Annotated in this window: 19 protein-coding genes and 1 pseudogene; 4 read left to right on the top strand and 16 right to left on the bottom strand. The window is 66.7% G+C overall.

Annotation, left to right across the window (positions count from 1 at the left end; all coding sequences use genetic code 11):
• Positions 1-140 precede the first annotated feature (140 nt).
• Entirely contained in the window at positions 141-764 is a 624-nt protein-coding gene (locus Q0579_RS15660) for a L,D-transpeptidase family protein (protein WP_298814030.1), read from the top strand.
• 46 nt (positions 765-810) lie between these two features.
• Here the strand turns inward: Q0579_RS15660 and Q0579_RS15655 are convergent, their stop codons facing one another.
• The 7 genes from Q0579_RS15655 to Q0579_RS15625 all read right to left on the bottom strand — a co-directional run bounded on the left by Q0579_RS15655 (position 811) and on the right by Q0579_RS15625 (position 8,394).
• Positions 811-1,482 (bottom strand): energy transducer TonB, encoded by a 672-nt coding sequence (locus tag Q0579_RS15655; protein ID WP_298814028.1) that lies wholly within the window; start codon positions 1,480-1,482, stop codon positions 811-813.
• Between the two features lie 128 nt (positions 1,483-1,610).
• Positions 1,611-2,450: a tryptophan 2,3-dioxygenase family protein gene (locus Q0579_RS15650; RefSeq protein WP_298814026.1), complete on the bottom strand. Its 840-nt coding sequence runs from the start codon at positions 2,448-2,450 to the stop codon at positions 1,611-1,613.
• The gene (gene kynU / locus Q0579_RS15645) at positions 2,447-3,652 is read right to left on the bottom strand and encodes a kynureninase (protein ID WP_298814025.1); all 1,206 of its coding nucleotides are present in this window, start codon (positions 3,650-3,652) and stop codon (positions 2,447-2,449) included. The genes Q0579_RS15650 and kynU overlap by 4 nt, the downstream gene beginning before the upstream one ends.
• 49 nt (positions 3,653-3,701) lie before the next feature.
• A complete protein-coding gene (locus tag Q0579_RS15640) occupies positions 3,702-5,216 on the bottom strand; it encodes a DHA2 family efflux MFS transporter permease subunit (protein ID WP_298814143.1) in 1,515 nt (504 codons plus the stop codon).
• A gap of 135 nt (positions 5,217-5,351) precedes the next feature.
• Positions 5,352-6,512: an efflux RND transporter periplasmic adaptor subunit gene (locus Q0579_RS15635; protein ID WP_298814023.1), complete on the bottom strand. Its 1,161-nt coding sequence runs from the start codon at positions 6,510-6,512 to the stop codon at positions 5,352-5,354.
• Complete coding sequence (locus Q0579_RS15630) at positions 6,509-7,948, bottom strand: efflux transporter outer membrane subunit (RefSeq protein WP_298814020.1); 1,440 nt, start codon at positions 7,946-7,948, stop codon at positions 6,509-6,511. The genes Q0579_RS15635 and Q0579_RS15630 overlap by 4 nt, the downstream gene beginning before the upstream one ends.
• The gene (locus Q0579_RS15625; protein WP_298814018.1) at positions 7,945-8,394 is read right to left on the bottom strand and encodes a MarR family winged helix-turn-helix transcriptional regulator; all 450 of its coding nucleotides are present in this window, start codon (positions 8,392-8,394) and stop codon (positions 7,945-7,947) included. The genes Q0579_RS15630 and Q0579_RS15625 overlap by 4 nt, the downstream gene beginning before the upstream one ends.
• Positions 8,395-8,583: 189 nt before the next feature.
• On the opposite strand from Q0579_RS15625, the gene Q0579_RS15620 reads away from it, so the two are divergent.
• Positions 8,584-11,439 carry a pitrilysin family protein gene (locus tag Q0579_RS15620; protein WP_298814141.1) on the top strand — a complete coding sequence of 952 codons (2,856 nt, stop codon included), beginning with the start codon at positions 8,584-8,586 and terminating at the stop codon, positions 11,437-11,439.
• 31 nt (positions 11,440-11,470) lie between these two features.
• Positions 11,471-11,770: a hypothetical protein gene (locus tag Q0579_RS15615; protein WP_298814016.1), complete on the top strand. Its 300-nt coding sequence runs from the start codon at positions 11,471-11,473 to the stop codon at positions 11,768-11,770.
• Positions 11,771-11,881: 111 nt separating this feature from the next.
• Here the strand turns inward: Q0579_RS15615 and Q0579_RS15610 are convergent, their stop codons facing one another.
• The 8 genes and pseudogenes from Q0579_RS15610 to Q0579_RS15575 form a co-directional block, all read right to left on the bottom strand.
• A complete protein-coding gene (locus Q0579_RS15610) occupies positions 11,882-12,649 on the bottom strand; it encodes an ABC transporter permease (protein ID WP_298814015.1) in 768 nt (255 codons plus the stop codon).
• Positions 12,646-13,576 (bottom strand): annotated as a pseudogene (locus Q0579_RS15605) (ABC transporter ATP-binding protein). The gene Q0579_RS15610 and the pseudogene Q0579_RS15605 overlap by 4 nt, the downstream one beginning before the upstream one ends.
• Before the next feature lie 248 nt (positions 13,577-13,824).
• Entirely contained in the window at positions 13,825-14,703 is an 879-nt protein-coding gene (locus Q0579_RS15600; protein ID WP_298814013.1) for an IS1 family transposase, read from the bottom strand.
• Between the two features lie 44 nt (positions 14,704-14,747).
• Positions 14,748-15,851, bottom strand: a complete 1,104-nt coding sequence (locus tag Q0579_RS15595) for an ImmA/IrrE family metallo-endopeptidase (protein ID WP_298814012.1) — start codon at positions 15,849-15,851, stop codon at positions 14,748-14,750.
• Between the two features lie 2 nt (positions 15,852-15,853).
• On the bottom strand, positions 15,854-16,510 hold the full coding sequence (locus Q0579_RS15590) for a hypothetical protein (RefSeq protein WP_298814010.1): 657 nt from the start codon (positions 16,508-16,510) through the stop codon (positions 15,854-15,856).
• A gap of 57 nt (positions 16,511-16,567) precedes the next feature.
• Entirely contained in the window at positions 16,568-16,798 is a 231-nt protein-coding gene (locus Q0579_RS15585; protein WP_298814008.1) for a hypothetical protein, read from the bottom strand.
• 240 nt (positions 16,799-17,038) lie between these two features.
• Entirely contained in the window at positions 17,039-18,991 is a 1,953-nt protein-coding gene (locus Q0579_RS15580; protein ID WP_298814006.1) for a M13 family metallopeptidase, read from the bottom strand.
• Between the two features lie 84 nt (positions 18,992-19,075).
• A complete protein-coding gene (locus Q0579_RS15575; protein ID WP_298814004.1) occupies positions 19,076-19,435 on the bottom strand; it encodes a hypothetical protein in 360 nt (119 codons plus the stop codon).
• 110 nt (positions 19,436-19,545) lie between these two features.
• On the opposite strand from Q0579_RS15575, the gene Q0579_RS15570 reads away from it, so the two are divergent.
• Positions 19,546-19,881 carry a hypothetical protein gene (locus Q0579_RS15570; protein ID WP_298814002.1) on the top strand — a complete coding sequence of 112 codons (336 nt, stop codon included), beginning with the start codon at positions 19,546-19,548 and terminating at the stop codon, positions 19,879-19,881.
• Between the two features lie 10 nt (positions 19,882-19,891).
• Here Q0579_RS15570 and Q0579_RS15565 read toward each other — a convergent pair whose 3' ends face one another.
• On the bottom strand, positions 19,892-21,358 hold the full coding sequence (locus Q0579_RS15565) for a carboxylesterase family protein (protein ID WP_298814000.1): 1,467 nt from the start codon (positions 21,356-21,358) through the stop codon (positions 19,892-19,894).
• Positions 21,359-21,419: the final 61 nt, after the last annotated feature.

Below are 21,419 nucleotides of genomic sequence, written 5' to 3'. Positions count from 1 at the left end.
GCATCTTAGGCGCACGTTCCTACATTCTGGCGTAGAATCCACACGATTCATCGGGCTGGCACCAAAATCGCGTCAAGGAGTTATCAACCACGACCGGGCGGTCGGACGCTCCCGGTCGGACGGCACGAGGATGATGTGAGATGTTGCGACGCGCCCTGTTGATGGTCGCGCCGGTGGTCGCCGGCGCTTGCCTTTCTTTCCCCGCCGATGCGCGGACGATGGACGGTCTGGCGCTGACGGAGGCGGCCGCGACACTTGCACCCAATCGCTATCTGTGGAGCGACAATCAGGCGGACGGACCGGTCAGCATCCTGATCTCCATCCCCGATCAGCGCGCGTACGTGTTTCGCGGCGAGACGCTGGTGGCGGCGTCAACCGTATCGACCGGCAAGGCGGGCAACGACACGCCCACGGGCAGCTTCACGATCCTGCAGAAGAACGCGAAGCATTTCTCCAACCTCTACGACAATGCGCCGATGCCGTACATGCAGCGGCTGACGTGGGACGGTGTCGCGCTGCACGCGGGCGCGAACCCGGGCTTTCCGGCGTCGCACGGGTGCATCCGTCTGCCGACCGCCTTTGCCAAGAAGCTGTTCGAGATCACCGAACTCGGCGCCACGGTCGAAGTGACCGATGAAGCGTACGTCAGCGGGATGGACGCGCCGGCTTATACGCCAGTGGCGCTGTCGCGCGACCACGAGGTGAGCGAAACCGCGCGCGCGAACGAGCGCGAAGGGATCGCGCAGGCGATGCGGGCCGATTGACCGCGATGCTCCCCCGCCCGATCCGGGCGGAGGAGCACGACATGCGTCAGCGTGGCAACTGCCAGCGGACGCGGTCGGAATAGCTGGTCGCGACCGCGTTGCCGGCATCGTCGCGGGCCGGCTCGAACCGGGCGCGGCGCTGGTACAGCCGGCAGGCGGCGCTATCGAGCGCGGCCGACCCGCTGGATGCGACAATCGAGCAGCCGCTGACGCGCCCGTCGCTGCCGACCTGGACCGACAGCGACACGACCCCCTCGTCCTCGGCGCGGAGCGCGGCGGCGGGGTAATCGTCGGTGGTGATCCAGCTGTTGCGGTTGCCGAGCGCGCGGACGCCGCTTGCCTTGCTGGGCGCGAGCGATGGCGGCGGCGGGGGCGGAGCTACCTCGATATGCGCGGGCGGGAAGGGCAGCGGCGGGGCGGGCAGGAGATCGACCGACACAATGCTGCTGGCGGCGGGCGTCGGTACGCGTGGGACAACGGCGGTGATCGACGACGCGCTCGATGGCGCGGTGGCGGTTTGTTCGGGCGGGGGCGGCGTGTCGGGCGGTGGTGGTACGTCGACGGGGACATTGGTGGTGGTCAGCGTGCGCGTGACCTCACCGACGAAGTTGGTCGCCATGCCGGTGACGAAGGCGAAGCCGAGCAATCCGTGGATGACCGCGACGCCGGCGATCGTCGCGATGCGCCTGCTGCCGGGTGCCTGATCGGAATAGGCCATGTGACATCTCTCCTTGTTCGGAAGTGTCGCGGCCGTGGAACCGCCCGTCGACGAACTCCGAAGCGGCAAGCTGCGCCTGTCGGCCCATGTTGATCAAGCGACTTAATTCGCACAAAATTCCTGTATCGTTACAGCTGCGTGCGGACCTGCCAGAGTTCGGGGAACAGCTCGACCTCGAGCATGCGGCGCAGATAACCGACGCCCGCGGTGCCGCCGGTGCCGCGCTTAAGGCCGATCACGCGCTCCACGGTGGTCACGTGGTTGAAGCGCCAGCGGCGGAAATAATCCTCCAGGTCGACCAGCTTCTCGGCCAGTTCGTAGAGCGGCCAATGCGCCGCGGGGTCGCGGTAGATCGTCGCCCACGCGTCCGTCACCGCCGGGTCGGTCGCGCGTTCGCTACGCCAGTCGCGCGTCGGGTCGGCGAGCAGGTCGTGGCGGTGGAGCAGCAGCAAGGCGGCGTCGTAGATGCTGGGCGCAGCGAGGATGTTCTCAAGCGCGGCGAGCGTGTGGCTACGGTGGCGATGGGGGCCGAGCATCGCGTGGTGGCGGTTGCCGCACAGGAACTCGATCGCGCGATACTGCCACGACTGGAAGCCGGACGACTGGCCGAGCGCATCGCGGAAGGTCGTGTATTCACTGGGCGTCATGGTGCGCAGCACGTCCCACGCGCCGTTCAATTGTTCGAGGATGCGGCTGACACGCGCGAGCATCTTGATCGCGTGGGGCAGCTCTTGGGCGAGGATCGCGTCGCGCGCGCTGGTGAGTTCGTGGACCGCGAGCTTCATCCACAATTCGCTGGTCTGGTGCTGGATAATGAACAGCAGTTCGTCGTGCGCGGTCGAGCGCGGGTGCTGCGCGTCCAGCACGCGGTCGAGCGCGAGGTAGTCGGCATAGGCCATCTTACCGGCGAAGTTCAGTTCGGCGCCCGCATGGGGTGGGGCATGGGATGGGGCTGCGTCGTCGCTCACGTAACGGCCGCGCGGCGCTGGTATTCGGGCGCCTCATAGGCGCGGGTGTCGATCACGTCGGCGAGGATGGTGGCGGCCTGCACCACCTCGGCCTCGGAGAGGTAGAGCGGGGTGAAACCGAAGCGCAGGATGTCGGGCGCGCGCACGTCGCCGATCACGCCGCGCGCGATCAGCGCCTGCATCACCGGATAAGCGTGGTCGTGGCGAAACGACACCTGGCTGCCGCGCGCGTGGGGGTCGCGCGGCGAGGCGAGGGCCAGGCCGCAGTCTGCTTCGGGGCAGCGGCGCTCGACCTCGCGGATGAACGTGTCGGAGAGGTGGATCGAGGCGGCGCGCAGGCTCCCCAAGTCGACGTCGTCCCACGCGTCGAGCGCGGCGTCGAGGATCGACAGTGCGACGATCGGCGGGGTGCCGACGCGCATCCGCTCGATGCCCGCGGCGGGGCGGTAGGTGCGGTGGAAGGCGAAGGGTTCGGCGTGGCCGAGCCAGCCCGACAGGATCGGCTGCGCCACATCGGCGTGGCGGGGGGCGACGTAGATGAAGGCGGGGCTGCCGGGACCGCCGTTCAGATATTTGTAGGTGCACCCCACAGCGAAATCGGCGTCGGCCAGGGCGAGGTGGACGGGGATCGCGCCGGCGGAGTGTGCCAGATCCCACACGGTGATCGCGCCGGCAGCGTGCGCGCGTTTCGTTAGCGCGGCCATGTCGTGGAGGCGGCCGGTTCGGTAGTCGACCTCGGTCAGCATGGTGACCGCGACGGTTTCGTCGATCGCGTCCGCGACCTCATCGGGCGCGACGACCTTCAGCTCGCGCCCGCCGAGTGCCGCGAGCAGGCCGTCGGCGATGTAGAGGTCGCTGGGGAAGTTGCCGCTGTCGCTCAACACCACGCGGCGGTCGGCGGGCGCGAGCGCGAGCGCGGCGGCGAGCGCCTGGAATACCTTGATCGACAAGGTGTCACCGGTGACGATGCTGGCAGGCGGTGCGCCGACCAGCCGAGCGATACGGTCGCCGACGCGGGAGGGGAGCGTCATCCAGTCGCTGTCGTTCCAAGCGCGGATGAGCTGATCGCCCCATTGCTCGCGCAGCACCTGTCCCACGCGCGCTTCCGCGGCGAGTGGCAGCGGGCCGAGCGAATTGCCGTCGAGGTAGATCACGCCCTCGGGCAGGTGGAACAGCGCGCGCGTGGCGGCGAAATCGGTCATGCGCGTGAGTGTAGCGGCTGCTTGAGGCCAGTCCTAGTCGGCGGTGACCCTAATCGGCCGCGACGACGTGGCCCTCGGGCGGGGTCGGACGGCGGCAGAACCAGACGATCACGAGCAGACCCGCGCACAGGTACGCGCTGATGCGGAACAGGTCGGTCGAGGCGAGCAGGTATGCCTGCCCCACCATCTGCCGCGTGATCGCCGCCGCCGCCTGCTGCGCGGTCAGCCCCAGCCGCATCAATTGCTCGGTCGCCATCTGGACGGGCATGTTGTTGCCGACCGCCTCGGTCAGGCGGGTCTGGTGAAGCGCCTCGCGCCGATCCCAGGCGGTGGTGATGATCGAGGCGGCGAACGAGCCCGCGACGATGCGGGTGAAGTTGGAGATGCCGGTCGCCGAGGGCAGCCGCTCGGGCGGGATGCGGTCGATCGCGATCGTCAGCATGGAGAGGAAGAAGGTGCTCATCGACACGCCCTGAACGAGCAAGGGCAACATGAAGTCGGTGAACGACGCGGTCGTCGTATAGCCCGAACGCATGTAATAGCTGATCGCGAAGCCGATGAATGCGACGCTGGCGAGCAGCCGCGCGTCGAACTTGCCCGACAGTCGCGCGACGAACGGGGTCAGCACCACCGCGACGAGCCCGCTGGGTGCGGCGACGAGGCCGGCCCAAGTGGCGGTATAGCCGAGCTGCGTCTGGAGCCAGAGCGGCAGGATCAGGATGTTGGCGAAGAAGACGGCGTAGCCGAGCGAGAAGGCGAGATTGCCGATCAGGAAATTGCGCCTGGCGAACAGCGACAGGTCGACGGTCGGGTTGGCGTCGGTCAGCTCCCAGATCACCCAGGCGACGAAGCCGACCGCGGCGACGATGGTAAGGACGACGATCAGGTCGTCGTTGAACCAGTCGGCATTCTTGCCAAGGTCGAGCATGACCTGGAGCGCGCCGACCCAGAGGACGAGCAGGCCGAGCCCGACCGCGTCGATCGGCAGCTTGAAGGTCGGCGTTTCGCGCGATTTCAGGTTGGTCCAGCAGATGAACGCGACGAAGATGCCGAAGGGTACGTTGATCAGGAAGATCCACGACCAATGGTAATTGTCGGAAATGTAGCCGCCGAGGATCGGCCCCATGATCGGCGCGACCAGCGTCGTCATCGACCAGATGCCGAGCGCGGTGGCGCGTTTCTGTGGCGGGAAGATCGAGATCAGCAATGCCTGGCTGCCGGGCATGATCGGCCCGGCGGTGGCGCCCTGGAGCACGCGGAACAGGATCAGCGAGGGCAGGTTCCAGGCGATACCGCACAGGAACGAGGCGAGCGTGAAGAAGGCGACCGCGGTGCAGAACACGCGCACCACGCCGAAGCGGCGCATCAGCCAGCCGGTCAAGGGCACCGCGATGCCGTTCGACACCGCAAAGGCGGTGATCACCCAGGTGGAATTGTCGCTGCTGACGCCGAGGTTGCCCGCGATCGTCGGCAAGGACACGTTGGCGATGGTGGAATCGAGCACCATCATGAAGGTGCCGAGCGCGAGCGCGAACGAGGTCAGCGCGAGCTGCCCGCCGACCATGGCGGGCGGGCCGCCGGGCGCATCCGCCGCGCGCGCCGGGTTGGCGGCGGGGCGGATCGGCGCATTCGCCTGCACCTGCGCGGGCGCGGCCTGTGCCAGCTTGCTGGCGTCGCTCTGCTCGGTCACGGCGCGCGCTTACCGGTTCGCGGCGATGATCTGGCGGATGTTGGCCTCGACCTGCGGGTCGGTGCCCGCCACCTCACCCTTGTAGGGCGCGGCGGCGACCGCGGCTAAGCGCGCGCCCGACTTGCTGGCGGTGTCGACCACCGTCTTTACCGACAGACCGATGCGCAAGGGGTTGGCGGCGAGCTCGCGCGGGTCGAGCGCGATCCGCACCGGCACGCGCTGCACGATCTTAATCCAGTTGCCGCTGGCGTTCTGCGGCGGGAGAAGCGCGAAGGCGTTGCCGCTGCCCGCGCCGACGCCCGCGACCTTGCCGTGGAACACGATGTCGTCGCCGTAGGTGTCGGCGGTGACGCGCACCGGCTGCCCGATGCGCAGGTCCTTTAACTGCGTTTCGCGGAAATTGGCGTCGACCCACACGCGGGTGAGCGGGACGACCGCCATCAGCGGCGTTCCGGCGGCGATCTGCTGCCCGACCTGCACCGTGCGTTGTGCGACGACGCCGTCGATGGGGGCGACGACATGCATGTGGCTGCGCGTGATCGCCGCGCGGCGATAGGCGGCGATCGCGGAAAGGACGGCGGGGTTGGTGTTGACGTCGGTGCCCTGAACGGTGCTCTGCGCCTGCGCGCGCTGCTGTTGCGCGAGGCGCAAATTGGCGCTGGCGACCTTTACCGCGTCGGCGGCGTGCGAGAGTTCCTCACCCGAGACGGCGCCTTCCGCGGCAGCGCCGCGGCGGCGCTGATAATCATCGCGCGCGCGGGCGAGTTCGGCCTGCGCCTGGACGATCGTCGCGTCCGATTGCCCGACGCGGGTGATGTCGGCGCGGGTTGCGCGCACTGCCTTCGCCAGCTCGGCGGCGGCGGCGGCGACGTTGACGTCGGCGGTGAGCGGGTCGAGATCGATCAGCGGCTGCCCGGCCTTTACCGACTGCGTGTTGTCGGCGTGGAGTGCGAGCACCGTGCCCGGATCGCGCGCGGTGATCGCGACCACGTCGCCCGCGACATAAGCGTCGTCGGTTTCCTCCTCTGGCGCCGCCAGCAGGAAGTGGAACACTGCCCAGACGACCAGCGCGACCAGGACGACGATGCCGAGGATCGCGAAGGCGCGGCGGCGCGCGCGCGGCTTGCCGGCGGGTGTTTCGAGTGCGGTGTCGGTCGCAGAATCGGTCATTGCGGGGTCACGTCCTGAGCGGGATCGAAGCCGCCACCGAGCGCGATGGCGAGTTGTGCGCGCGCGAGCAGCGCGTCGATGGAAAGATTGGCGGCGGCGAGCTCAGCGTCGAGCAGCCGCACGTCGTTGTCGACCAGGTCGAGCCGGCTATCGAGCCCGCTTCGTACGCGGATCGCGTTCAGGCGGCCGGTTTCGGCGAAGCCCGACACGACCTGCTGCTGGCGCGTGCGTTCGAGGTCGGCGGCGCGGACCTGCGCGATCGCGTCGGCGGCCTGGCGCGCGGCGTCGATCACCGACTGGTTGTACTGCGCGGTGGCGACGTCGACTAGCGCGGTCGCGCCCTCCAGCTCGGCACGAAGCCGGCCGTTATCGAACAAGGGCAGGTGGATCGCCGCCCCACCGCCCGCGGTGCCGGCATCGAGGTCGAGGAAATTGCCGAAGCCGATCGCCTGCAAGCCGACCAACGCGGTCAGGTTAACGTTGGGGTAGAAGGCGCGGCGCGCGACCTGCCGCCCGGCCGAGGCCGCCTCGACCCGCGCGCGCGCGGCGGCCACGTCGGCGCGGCGCGAGAGCAGGTCGGCGGGGATCTGCGCCGGGATCGGCCGCGCGGCGTCGGCGGGCAGGTGCGTCGGGCCGATCTGCGCGGCGTAATCGCTGCCGCGGCCGGCGAGTGCGGCGAGCGCGTTGGTCGCGAGCACGCGCGCGGCCTGCGCCTGGACGAGCACGAGCCGCGCCTGCGCGAGGAGCGTGCCGGCGGCCTGCTGGTCGAGCCGGCTGGCGAGGCGGTTGCGCACGCGCGCGTCGATCAGCCGCACGCTCTGTTCGCGCGCGGCGATGGTGCGCGTCGCGATTGCGGCCTGACGCTCGGCGCGCGCGACCTCGGCGTAGCTCCCCATCACCGAACCCGCGATCATCAGGCGGGCGGCGGCGATGTCGTACTCAGCTGCCTGTAGCGTTGCGCCCGCCTGCGCGATCGCGGCCTTCTGCCGCCCGAACAGGTCGAGGTTCCAGTCGAGCCCGGCCTGCGCCGTGCCGATCGCGCGCACGGTGCCCGCGAAGGGCGGCGGGATGGTGTAGCGGCCCGACAGCCGCGAGCCCTGCACCTGTCCGTCGAAGGTGACGTTGGGACCGCGTTCCGACCCCTGACGCGCGAGCACCGCCTGCGCCTGGCGCGTGCGTGCGAGGGCGACGTCGAGCGACGGATTGCCCGCCAGCGCGTCGGCGATCAGCCGGTCGAGTTGGGGATCGCCGACGACCGTCCAGAAATCGGGCGCGAGTTGCACCGACGGGCCGGTGAGCGCGAGGTCGCTCGCCGCCTTGGGCGTCAGCGTCGGCCGCGTGTCGGGGGGCGTGCAGGCGGCGAGCGCGGTGGCGGCGAGCAGCGCGGCAGCGATCCCGCGCGTGCCGGGCCGGCGCATGGTAGCAAGGCGGATCATGCGGCGTCTTCCAGCGTGCGGCGCAGCTTCTGCAGTTGCGCGATAAAGGTTGCGATCTCGTCCGCGCTCCAATCGGCGAGCACGGCGTTCCACACGTCGATCACCTTGTCGCGGCAGCGCATCGCGACCGCGCGGCCCTCGTCGGTCAGCGACAGATTGACGAGTCGGCGATCGGCGTCGTCGCGGTCGCGCTGCACCAGCCCCTTTGCCTCGAGCACGTCGATCATCCGCGTCATCGCGCCCTTGTCGTGCGCGAGATCGCGCGCGAGCGCGGCGCAGGTCGTCTGGCCGAAATGGATCGCGATCAGCGCCGACCAGTGAATGCCGGTCAGCCCCTCGTCCGCGCACGCCGCGTCGAGCCGCGCGTACCCGAGCTGATGGATCGCGCGCACGAGATAGCCGATCGAGGTGTCGGGAAAGAAGGTGTCCCGCGTGTAAGCGTTCATGACCATTGCTATGGCAACGGTTGCCTTGGCAGTCAATGTCCTTGTTGCTGACAGGTGTGACAATAAGCCGCGTGTGGCCCATTGCCGCGCGTCGGACGGCCGCTATGGTGGCGCATGACACCATCACGGAGCGTGCCACCCTTGCTCAAGTCGTTCCTCGCCGCCAGCGTCGCTTCTGTCTGTTTCACGGTGCCCGTGCTGGCGCAGACGACGGCGGCGGCACCTGCCGCGGCGCCCGTGTCGTCGCTGGTCAGTGCCATCGACATCCCGTACCAGCAGTTCACGCTGAAGAACGGGTTGCGCGTCGTCGTCCACACCGACCGCAAGGCGCCCGTCGTGGCGGTCAGCGTGTGGTACGACGTCGGATCGAAGCACGAACCCAAGGGCAAGACCGGGTTCGCGCACCTGTTCGAGCATTTGATGTTCAACGGCAGCGAGAATGCGCCGGGCGACTTCTTCGAGCCGTTGCAGCAGGTCGGCGCGACCGACTCGAACGGCACGACCTATTACGATCGCACCAATTATTTCGAGACGGTGCCGACCGCCGCGCTCGACCGCGCGCTGTTCCTCGAATCCGATCGCATGGGCTATCTGACCGGGGCGATCACGCAGGGCGTGCTCGACGAGCAGCGCGGCGTGGTGCAGAACGAGAAGCGGCAGGGCGACAACCAGCCCTACGGGCTGCTGCGCTACAAGTTGAACGAAGGGCTGTTCCCCGCGTCGCACCCGTACGGGCATGAGACGATCGGGTCGATGGCGGACCTGGACGCGGCGACGCTGACCACGGTCAAGGACTGGTTCCACGACCATTACGGGCCGAACAACGCGGTGCTGGTGCTGGCGGGCGACGTCGATGTCGCGACCGCCAAGCAATTGGTGGAGAAGTATTTCGGCGCGATCCCCGCAGGCCCCAAGAGCGTCGCGCCCGCCGCCGCGATCCCGACGGCGTTGCCGGGGCCGGCGAGCGAGGTGATCAAGGACAATGTGGCGGCGACGCTAATCGTCAAGACCTGGGCGGTGCCGGGGTTGAACGACGACGCGGCGGAGGCGCTGGACGTGGCGGCGGGCGTGCTCGGCGGTCTGGAGAGTTCGCGCCTCGACAACGAACTGGTCAAGCGCGAGAAGCTGGCCGTGCAGGTGTCGGCGGAGAACGAAAGCTTCGCGCAGGTCGGCACGTTCAGCATCTCCGCGGTGGTGCGCCCCGGCGCGGACCCGGCGGTCGTGTCCAGGCGGATGGACGAGATCCTGGCCGAGTTCCTGAAGAACGGGCCGAGCGCGGACGAGGTCAACCGTTACGTGACGCAGACGGTGTCGCGCCGGATCGGCGGGCTCGAATCGGTTGGCGGGTTCGGCGGCAAGGCGGTCGCGCTGGCCGAGGGCGCGCTTTATTCGAACGATCCGGGTTACTACAAGAAACAGCTCGCCCGGCTGGCGGCGCAGACGCCCGCGAGCGTGAAGGCGGCGGCGGACCAGTGGCTGTCGCGGCCGAGCTATTCGGTGTCGGTGGTGCCGGGCAAGCGCGACGCCTATGCCGAAGCCAAGGTGCCGCCCGCGGTGCAGGTGGCGGCGGCCCCCGAGCAGGCGCCCAAGGGCACGCGCGGGCCGTTGCCCGCGGTCGGTCAGGTCGCGGGATTGAGCTTTCCCAAGGTCGAGCGCGCCAAGCTGTCGAACGGGATCGAGCTGATCTACGCGCAGCGCAGCACCGTGCCGATGACGCAGGCGGTGCTGAGTTTCGACGCCGGCGTCGCGGCCGACGTTGCCGACAAGCTCGGCACGCAGGCGCTGACGCTCGCGATGATCGACGAAGGGACGCGCACGCTCGACTCGGTCGCGCTCGCGGAAGCGAAGGAGCGGCTGGGCGCGTCGATCGGCACCGGCAGTTCGGCCGATCGCACCACGCTGTCGCTGCGCGTGCCGAGCGCCAATCTGGCGGCGGCGTCGCAGATCTGGGCCGACGTGGCGCGCGCGCCCGCCTTCCCGGAAAGCGAGCTTGGCCGCGTCAAGACTCAGCAACTGACGCAGATCAAGCAGGAGCTGACCAGCCCGGACGGCCTTGCACGCCGCGTGCTGCCCAAGCTGATCGCGCCCAATTCGCCATATGCCAAGGCGCAAGGGTCGGGCGATCCGCAGGCGGTGCAGGCGCTGACGCGCGCCGATCTGGTCGCGTTCCAGCAGACGTGGCTGCGGCCCGACAAGGCGAAGATCTTCGTCGTGTCCGACCGTCCGCTCGCGGAGGTGCGCCAGGTGATGGAGCAGCGTTTCGGCGATTGGCGTGCAACCGGTGCCGCCGGGCAGAAGGTGTTTCCGCCGGCGGATCAGGCGACCCGGCCGCGGATCGTGCTGATCGATCGGCCCGACAGCCCGCAGTCGTTGATCGTCGCGGGTGCGCAGACGGGGCTGAAGGGCACGGACGACATGCTGCCGGTCGAGGTCGGCAACGACGCGCTCGGCGGCAGCTTCCTGGGGCGCATCAACATGGACCTGCGCGAAACCAAGCACTGGTCCTACGGCGCGTTCGGCGGCTTCCGCCGCAACGAGATGGCGGCGCCTTATTCGGTGCAGGCGCCGGTGCAGGCGAACCAGACCGGCCCCTCGATCGCGGCGATGCGGCAGGACATTGTGGGCTATGTCGGCGCGCAGCCGATGACGCAGGCCGAGTTCGAGCGCGCGATCAACGGCGCGACGCGCTCGCTGTCGGGCGATTTCGAGACGTCGAACGACGTGCTGAACGCGATGCAGGCGAACGACCTGTACCGCCGGCCCGACGATTATTACGCCACGATCACGCAGAAATACCGCGCGCTGACGCTGCCCCAAGTCAATGCCGCGACCAAGGCGGCGATCGACCCGAACAAGTTCGTCTGGGTGGTGGTGGGCGACGCCAAGCAGGTGCAGCCGCAACTGGGCACGGTCGGCCTGCCGGTCGAGTTGATGCCCGCCGCCGCGATCGTGGCGCCCTCGGCCTCCGCCGCCGCGCCCGCGCCGGTCGCGCCGCCCGCGGCTGCAGCAAGCCCGCGCGCAACGCCTGCCAAGACGCGGCGTTGAGCCCGTTCAAACGACCTCAAAGGAGAGCAACATGGCCAATCTCGACGGTACCTACGATTGCACGGTGAAGTCGCCGCTGGGCGACCAGAATCTGACGCTGACGGTGAAGACCGAGGGCAACAGCTTCTCGGGGCAGGCATCGGGCGCGATGGGCGCGTCCGACGTGTCGGGCGAGGTCGACGGCGACACGCTCAAGTGGAAGCAGCAGATGACCTCGCCGATGCCGATGACGCTGGATTGCAGCGCGACGATCGACGGCGACACCGTGACCGGCCAGGTCGGCGCGGGCGCGTTCGGAAGCTTCCCCTTGTCGGGCACGCGCAAGGGCTGATCACCCGCAATTGGTGAAAAGGCGCGTCGCCCGGAGATGGGCGGCGCGCCTTTTCGTTCGCCGCGACATGGGCGTCCACGGCGTGGTGCCCGAGGCGATGGTCACGGCGCGTCAGCTTTTCAGCCGCCACCCGCTCTTGAAGATCCACGCGATCACCGCGAGGCAGGTGAGGAGGAACGCCAAGGTCACGCCGAGGCTGAGCGCGATATCGACGTCGCCCCGGCCGAAGAAGCTCCAGCGAAAGCCGCTGACCAGGTACACCACCGGGTTGAACAGGCTGACCGTGCGCCACGGCTGCGGCAGCATGTCGATCGAGTAGAAGCTGCCGCCCAGAAAGGTGAGCGGGGTGATGAGCAGCAGCGGCACGAAGTTCAACTGCTCGAAACTGTTCGCCCAGATGCCGAGAATGAACCCGAACAGGCTGAACGCGGCCGAGGTCAGCACGAGGAACGCGATCATCGCGAGCGGATGCTCAACCACGACGGGCACGAAAAAGGCCGAGGTCGCGAGGATGATCGCGCCGATCACCACCGATTTGGTGGCGGCCGCGCCGACGTAGCCGATGACGAGCTCCATCGACGAGATCGGCGCGGATAGCAGCTCGAAGATCGTACCGGTGAACTTCGGGAAATAGATGCCGATCGAGGCATTGCCGACGCTTTGAGTCAGGAGCGACAGCATGATGAGGCCGGGCACGATGAAGCTGCCGTAGCTGACCCCGTCGACGCTTTGCATCCGGCTGCCGATCGCGCCGCCGAACACGATGAAATACAGGCTGGTGGTGAGGACGGGACCGACCAGGCTTTGCCACAAGGTGCGCAGCGAGCGCGCCATCTCGAAGCGGTAGATCGCCCAGATGCCGTGGAGATTGAGGTTCACGCGCGTTCCTCCACCAGGTCGACGAAGATGTCCTCGAGGCTCGATTTCGATGTTTCCAGATCCTTGAACGCGACGTGCCGCGCGGACAATTCGCGCAGCAGCGACGGGATGCCGGTATCCTCGCGCGTCGCGTCGAAGACGTAGCGCAGCGTGCGGCCTTCGTTGACGAGGCTGAGCTGCCACTGGTCGAGCCCCGCCGGGACCTGGTCGAGCGTGTCGACCAGGGTCAGATCGAGCTCGCGCTTGCCGAGTTTGTGCATCAGCGCGGCCTTGTCGTCGACCAGCAGCAGGCGGCCCTTGTTGATGACGCCGACGCGATCGGCCATCTCCTCGGCCTCCTCGATGTAGTGCGTCGTCAGGATGATCGTCGTGCCGCGTTCACGTAAGGAGTGGACGAGCTTCCACATGTCGCGGCGCAGCGCCACGTCGACGCCGGCGGTGGGTTCGTCGAGGAACAGCACCTCGGGCTCGTGCGCCAGCGCCTTCGCGATCAGCACGCGGCGCTTCATGCCGCCCGACAATTCCATGATCTTGTTGTTGCGCTTGTCCCACAGCGACAGGTCGCGCAGCACCTGTTCGATATAGGCGCTGTGCCCCGAGCGCCCGAACAGCCGGCGCGAGAAGGTGACGGTCGCGAGCACCGTTTCGAACATGTCGACCGACAGTTCCTGCGGCACCAGCCCGATCAGGCTGCGCGCGGCCTTGTAGTCGACGAAGCGCGTCGTGCCCACCGACGCGGATCGTGCCGGTCGAGGGCGTGACGATGCCGCAGATGATGCTGATCAGCGTCGTCTTGCCCGCGCCGTTGGGGCCGAGCAGCGCGAAGATCTCGCCCTTGTTGATCGCGAGGTCGACGCCGTGGAGCGCGGTGAAGCCACCCTTGTACGTCTTTGACACGCCGGAGAGCGTGAGGATTGGTTCGGTCATGAAGCCCCCTGGTCGCCGCCGTTCGGCGACCGCCCGCAGATAGGGCGCGCGCCGCTGGATGCGAGGGGGCCAGATGTGAAAGGCGGGCGATCGGATGGTCGTAGTCCGGTGCTGTCGCGCGAACCGAAGCCCGCGCGACATGCGTCAGCCCGGCCCGGTTACTGCCACACGCTGACGCGCTGCGCTGGGGGAAGATACATAGCGTCGCCCGGTTTCACGTCGAACGCCTTGTACCAGGGGGTAGTGTCTCAGTTTGAATTTTGCTTTTTGTAAGGGCCGCGCGGCTTGGGGGCGGGTGCATCCGCGTCGATCCGCGCAATCACATCCTCCAGCGACCAGAGCCGATCGGTGATCCCCGCCGCCATCGCGGGCGACATGCGCAGCGTCTTATGGATGCGGCAGAAGTTGTAGAACACGAAGTAGAGCGCCAGCGCGTGAACGTGGTTCTCCAGCTTCTTGGAGAAGCCGTTGGTGAGGCGCGTGAACCGTCGCATGGACATGCGCATGGTGAGGTTCTGGCGCTCAACATAGCTGGTGGAGACGTGCGCGAGATCCGGGTTGCCCTCGACCCGCTGCTTCTTTGCGCCGATGCACTCCGCAGGGCTGTAGCGGCCCGGCGCGGTGATCGTCGGGCCATAGAGCTTCACGAGTTGCGCATAGTCCACGTCCGCGCCGAACGCGCCTTCAACCGCCTCCAGATAAGCCTTGTGGCCATCCGTGGTGAGCTGGACGCGGTTGGCAAGGCGGTCGCGCAGGTCGTCCATCAGCTCAATGGCGCTATCGCTGCCACGGCCGCCGACCAGATAGGACACGATCAGCTTCGTATCGGCGTCGATCGCGGTCCACGTCCACACGTCGCCAGCGCCCTCGGGCGCGGCCTTCGCGGTCGCCACGTTCTTCTGCTTGGCGTGGCAGAACGACCAGATTTCATCGCACTGGATGCGGCTCGCCTTCACGTTGCGCACGGTTTCATCATGCAGCGCCAAGCAAGCCTCGCCAGCCTCAACCAGCAGCTTTGACACCGTGTTGATCGACACGTCGGCAACGCGGCTGATCGAGCGCATGGACGAACCCTCGCACAGCATGGCGAGGATTTGAGTGCGCTTGGCGAGAGGAAGCTTGTTCATACGCATTGCATATGAACTTTCTTGCTTAGCGTCAAGCATAAAGCTCAGCTTACGAGCCTAAGGCCCGGATTTCTCCGAGCTGTGCGCTCCCCGCGTCCGTCGATAGTTATCATATTCGCGAGCCCAAAAAGCAGAGCTTCGAGCTCCCAGACTGGAACGCCCGTCTCATTAGAAATGTCTGCTTTGGTTATGTCCGATTGGCGCAGATCATCGAAAATCTGCTGCCAAAGGTTTGACTGCTCCCGCGCGATTGTCTGCGGCTCTTCTTTCAGCCATCCACGACGTGACATTTCTACATAGAAGGAGTTACTCTGGCTTTGCCGTAGAACGCCAAGCTCCAATAGGCGGTACGCTAGTGCTACCGCCGCGACACGCCAACGACGCTTATAAGGCAAGAGATCGTCTACTGAGTAAATCGCCGTGTTCACGATCGACCTAACGTCCGCCTCAGGCATAAGGAACTCGCCAGCAAAAGCTTGAGCATCCTTTTCGATAGGACTGTTTTTCTTCTCCGCCGTAGCGCCGCCATGCTTATGAAGGCAAAGATGGCATAGCTCATGAGCCGCGTCAAAGCGGCTGCGCTCTGCGGATTTGAAGCGATTGAGAAATATATACGGAATGTCGTCACGCCATACAGAATACGCGTCTATCTCTTTGTTGTTCTCGGCGAGCGAGAAGACTCGGATGCCTTTCGCCTCTAAGAGGTGAACCATATTCTCGATAGGCTTGTCGCCGAGGCGCCATTGCTGGCGGAGCATCCTTGCAGCAACCTTCGGGTTCATTTGAGCAGGATATTCTGGCAGATCGAGAGGCACTCGATTGTACCGCTCCGAAATCCAATCATCAAAACGGTAAGCTAGCGTACCGGATTGCAGCGCGGCTTTCATTATCCTGTCAGTCTTACTGGCAAGGCCTCTAAAGCTGGCGTTGTCGAGTCGCGGCTGATCCAGCTCCTCCTCGTCCTCAAAGAAGACAAGAGGGAACTCTAAGACGGCCGAAATCTCCCGCAGATTGTCGTCGCTAGGCTTTAGCTCGCCAGTCTCATACCGATGGATTGTGTTTGTAGACAGGCCAACGCGTTCGGCAACTGCCTTCTTCGTCATCGCCCGGCGTTCCCTGGCGATGGTAAGTCTCTGCGGATTGAACATGGCTAGGCTTTACGGCGGCTGATGCTCGGCGTCTCAATCGCAGCGAAGTCCTCCGGCACAGGATTAGGCTTCAGGCGCCCTGGTCGCTGACCGGGCTCTAGAAGGATCACGCGCGTAGAAAAGTCTCGCACGAAACCGCCTACTATCTCGATAGGACGCGAAATCTCTGCCGACTTGGACTCATCACTGGCGTGAACACAAAAACACCAAAAGTCGTATTTTGACACCGGGTCGCTGCAAACGCCCTTCACATATCCGAACATGTCCGGCTCTGCTACGGCGCTATTGTGCTCGGTTAGCTCCGTTGTTTGCGGCCCCTTCTTAGACACGTTGCTCGGCTTCTTGGAGACTACACCTGTACGTGCGTCGGTGTTAAAAGCTGCCAACTTCAAGCCAAGCGCGTCGTGCTTGATCCCTTCGATTTTCCCGTGCTTGCACTTGGTCCAGCCAAGTTCGCGCAACCGCATGTCGGTGCGCAGGTGTCGCGTTAGCCACCGCCGCATCTCATCAAGGCGCGTTTCTACGGGATCGTCATCGTTGACGTTGGCCCACTCGCCCAGCGCGATATCAAAGATATCAAGCAGCACCGCGCGCGGCAGGTGCATGGCTTCCAGATGAGGAAGAACCTCGTAATCCTGGTGCTTCACGACTGCCGGCATCTCGACCTCAACGTTGCATTTCTGACGATTAAATAATGTCGAGAAACGTAACGGCGGTCAATCCCTTTTCGCCCACCGCTTCGCCGCAGCCGCTTTCGCGATCTCTGCTCGCCGCTCCGGTGACATGCCCTCGGCGCGCTTCTGCCCGCCCTTGCGGCCAAGCTCAGCGGCGGCGCTGGATAGCGTCTCGCGCTCGTCATCGATCTCGCCGGTGGCGATTTTGCCGACCATTACCGCTAGGCCGATCGCGTCGGCGGGGCGCTTCTCTCCGCGGGGGCCTTTAGGCATTGTTGCGGCTCCTCGCGCTGCTTTCGGACCGACCAGCTTTCCACCCTTGCAACCAAGTTTCGAAATCCGCACCGCGATAGGGGTTCTTGTGTTCTGGTTCGCCCGCATCGCCGGCGCACTTGCCTTCCAGCCAAGCCCTCGAGTTTGTAGCCATATCGCCTCCATGCTTTCCGCTAAGCATATAGGAGGCGGGCGCTGGATGCCACCGGATCAGCCGCGAAATTCAAACTGAGACACTACCTACCAGGGCGCAAAGTTGCGGACGATGCCGTTGACGCGGTATTTGTCGGGCGAGTGCGGGTCGCTGAGCAGTGCCTGGCGCGACGCCTCTTCGCGGCGCTTGCCCTGCCAGGCCTGCGCATAGGCGAGAAAGAAGCGCTGATCGCCGGTCAACCCGTCGAGTACCGCGGGCTCGCCGTGGCGTGCGACATAGCGGCGGTAGGCGGCGTAGGCGGTCTCCAGCCCGCCCAGATCGGCGAGGTTCTCGCCCAGCGTCAGCCGGCCCTTGATGTGCACGCCGGGGATCGGTTCGTAGCCGTCGAACTGCGTCGCGAGCCGATCGGCCTGGATGGTGTACTTGGCCGCCGTCTCCTTGCTCCACCAGTCGCGCAGCCGGCCACGCTCGTCGAACTGGCGGCCCTGATCGTCGAAGCCGTGGCCCATCTCGTGCCCGATCGTGGTCGCGCCGGTCTCGGCGTAATTGACCGCGGGGTCGGCGTTGGGATCGAAGAACGGCGGTTGCAGGATCGCGGCTGGCAGCGTGATCTGGTTCATCGTCGGGTCGTAATAAGCGTTCACCGTCTGCGGCGTCATGTACCACAGCCCGCGGTCGACCGGCTTGGGGAAGCGCGCGAGCTGCTGGCGCCACTGGAAGTCGGCGACCGCCAGATTGTTCGCGAGCGGATCGGTGCGGCTGATGCGCAAGGCGGAATAATCGATCCACTTCTTCGGGTGCCCGACGCGCGGATCGAAGGTCGCCAGCTTGGCGAGCGCGGCGCGGCGCGTGGCGTCGTCCATCCACGTCGCGGCCTCGATCTTGTCCTTGTACGCGGCCTGCATGTCGCCGACGAGCTCGTCCGCCTTCGCCTGCGTCGCGGGCGACCAATATTGCTGCACGTAGATCGCACCGACCGCCTCGCCGAGCGCGTCGTCGATCAGCGCCATGCCGCGCTTCCACCGCGCGCGCTGTTCGGGCACGCCGCGCAGCGTCTTGGAATAAAAATCGAAATTCGCCTGATCGAACGCGGCGGGCAGGAAGGGAGCGGCGTTCGAGAGGAAGCGCGCGGTCATCCACTCCTTCCACGTCGACAGGGGCACGTCGCCGATCCGCTTCGACGCGGCGGCGACCGCGCTCGGCTCGGACACGTTGACGCGCTCGGCCGTGCCCAATCCCATGCTGGCGAGCGTCGGCGTCCAGTCGAGTTCGGGCGCGAGCGTCGTCAGCGCGGCGCGGGTCATCGGATTGTGCGTCTTCACCGGATCGCGGCGCTGCTCGGGCGTCCACTGGTCCTGGCTCAGCCGCGTTTCCAGCGCGATGATGCGATCGGCGCGGGCGCCTGCGTCGCGGATGCCGGCGAGCGTCTGGATGCGAACGAGATAAGCGCGGTAGGCGCGGCGGATCGCGTCGTATTTCTCGCCGGTCAGCAGGTAATAATCGCGCGTCGGCAGGCCGAGCCGTGCCTGCCCGGCGTCGACCATGTAGCGCGTCGGATCGTCGGCGTCGGTCGAGATGCCGATATTGACCGGCGAGGCATAGCCGGGCCGCATCATCAACTGGACGAGCTGCGGACGCGTCGTGACCGCGTCGATCCGCGCTAGCCACGGCTTCACCGGTGCCAGTCCGCGCTGCTCGATCCCGGGCGCGTCCATCCACGCGGCGTAGAAGTCGCCGACCTTGCGCGCGGTCGCGTCGCCGGGGTGCGCGGCGGCATTCTCGACGATGCGACGGACCTGCCCCTCGATCTCGTCGGGCAGGTCGTAATTGTAGCCCGCGCCGACCTTGTCGGCCGGGATCGCGTGATCGCGCAGCCAATTGCCCTCGGCATAAGCGTAGAAGTCGTCGCCCGGCTTCACGCTGCGGTCCATGTTCTGCAATTCGAGGCCCCATTGGCCGTAGCGCGGCGCGGCGGTCTGTGCGGCGAGCAGTGCGGGGATGCTCGCGAGGGTGAGGACGAACAGGGAAGCGTGACGCATGGCGGTATCCGGCAAGATGGGTGTCGCCCGTTCTAGGCGCCTGGAGGCTGCGCCGCTACATCGAAGCGGACGCGCTGCGCACCCTTACTGGTGACGCAAAGTCTTCTCGAAGCCTTCGTTGGCTTTCGTCATCTTGGCGAGTTTTCGCAGATAGCTGCGCACGTACCGCTCGAACCGGATGTCGTCGTTGAGGCCCGTCGCTGGATAATCGTCCTGCGCGATCAACTCCTTCAGGCGGGCGGCGAAGGCACGCTGATCGTTGACGCAATCGGCGGTTTTGAGCGCGCGGCACACCCATTCCTCGGCCGCCGCCTGGTCGAAATCGTCGCGGGCGTCGTAGCCACGCCGGTCGGCCGCGGCCTGATCGAGCCGTGACGCCTCGTAGCGGCGCTCCAGCCAGGTGCGGACCAGCGCCGCGTTCCACGGTTTGGCAGCGTCGGCCATCCATCTTCCCCCAAATCGGACCGCGACGCGCGTGCCGTTCGCGGCTTTCCTTATGACCTGGCGCATCGCTCCGCTACAAGCGGGGCCGAGTAGCGCAACCGGATCACATCATGGCCAGACGTTCAAAGCACGACCCCTACGATCACCTTCCGAAAGAAAATGAAGCCGCCGCCCCGCCGGTGCCATGCTGGCTGTGCGGGCGGCCGACGGGTGCGACGATCGTGTGGCACCATCCCGTGCCGAAGAGCCGCGGCGGGCGCGATGTCGTGCCGATGCATCCGATCTGTCAGCAAACGCTGACCGCCAATGCTACCAATTCGGAATTGCAGCGGCACGGCATGAACGTCGCGGGATTGCTGGAACACCCGAGCGTGCGCAAATTCGTCGACTGGGTGGCGAAAAAGGACCCGGACTTCACCGCCACGATCACGAAGAAACAGCGCTGATCGCGACGGGTCAGCGCGCGGTCGTGCGGCCGGCATCGCGGCCCGGCTTGCTCGCGTCGATGTCGGCACCCCAGGGATCGCGCTGCGCCACCGCGCGAGCATCGGCGGTGAAGTCCATGATCTGGTCGCCGCTGCGCGTGTAGCGCGGCCACTGGGGCAGGCCGCCGCCGTTCGGGTCACCCGTTTTGGCGAAATTGACGACGTAGCGGCTGATCGTGTCGCCGACCCGATTGTCGCGCGGCGTGGTCTTGGTGCCGTATTTGATCCCCTGCGTATCGAAGAAGAACGGGATGTCGGTCGCGTGCTGCGCACCCGGCTCGCCGACCGAATCCGCGACATAGGAGAAGCGATACTCCCACACCGGCACGTCCTTGTCCGCGATCGCAGCCGCCGCATCGCGCGCGCCCGCGATCATGAACCCCGTTTTGCCGCCGATGTCGGCGCTGGTCGCGCCGATGATCGTCGGCACGCGTGCGAAATCGCCGCGGACATACGCCTGGCCCAGATCGACCACGACCGTGCCGTCGACGAACGGGCCGGTGTTGGTGGGCGGGCCGCCGGTGGAGCCGGACATCTGCGTCAGGTTGAGCCCGTCGGTCACATCCTCGGCGCTGAGCGCACGCAGTTTCGCCAGCGCGTCGGGTGCTTGGGGGTCGATGTTCTTGGAACGCGCAAAGGCAGCGCCGATCTGCTCGGCGTCGGCGAGTGTCCTGTTGTCCGACTGGCCGTTGCCGCCCGACATCACCACGGCCTTGCTGAACAGGCCGCGCGCGAGCGGCGAGGTGTTGAGCATGTGCACCGACATGCCGCCCGCGCTCTCACCGATGATCGTCACGTTGTTTGCATCACCGCCGAACACGCTGGCGTTGCGCTTGACCCATTTGAGCGCGGCGATCTGATCCATCACGCCGTAATTGCCGAGCATGCCGTCGGCGTTCGCCTTGGTCAGTTGCGGCAGCGCGAAGGTGCCGAAGCGCCCGACGCGGTAGTTGAAGCTGACGACCATGACGCCCTGTTTGGCGAGGTTCGCGCCCGAATAGGTCGGGGGCGAGGCGCCGCCGTTGACGAAGCCGCCACCGTAGATCCACACGATCACCGGCAGCCTGGCGTTCGCGCCCGCGTTCGTGGGCTTCCACACGTTGGCGTAGAGGCAATCCTCCGCGGGCGTGGTGCCGAGCGGGGCGGCGTCGCTCGGGAAAGGCTTCTGCATGCAATCGTGCGCGTAGGCGCTGGCCTCGCGCACGCCGGTCCAGGCGGCGGCGGGTTGCGGTGCGCGCCAGCGGAGCTCGCCCACCGGGGGCGCGGCGAAGGGGATGCCCTTCCAACTGGCGACGCCGTCCCGGACGGTGCCGCGAACCTGGCCGTGATCGGTCGCGACGACGGGCGCGCTGGGCTTTGCGCCGCTCTGTGCCGTGGCGACGACCGGCGCGGTGAACGCGGCGAGCACCGCCAGCGCCGCGAAAGGAGACTTGGTCATGGGATCGGAACTCCGTTGAAAGGCGAGCAGGGGCAGTGCGTCAGCGTGACCTGATAGGCGG

This window comes from uncultured Sphingomonas sp. (assembly GCF_936927845.1).
Classification (GTDB): domain Bacteria; phylum Pseudomonadota; class Alphaproteobacteria; order Sphingomonadales; family Sphingomonadaceae; genus Sphingomonas.
The sequence above is the reverse complement of the archived record's forward strand: the minus strand, read 5'-3'. Positions and strand labels throughout refer to the sequence as shown.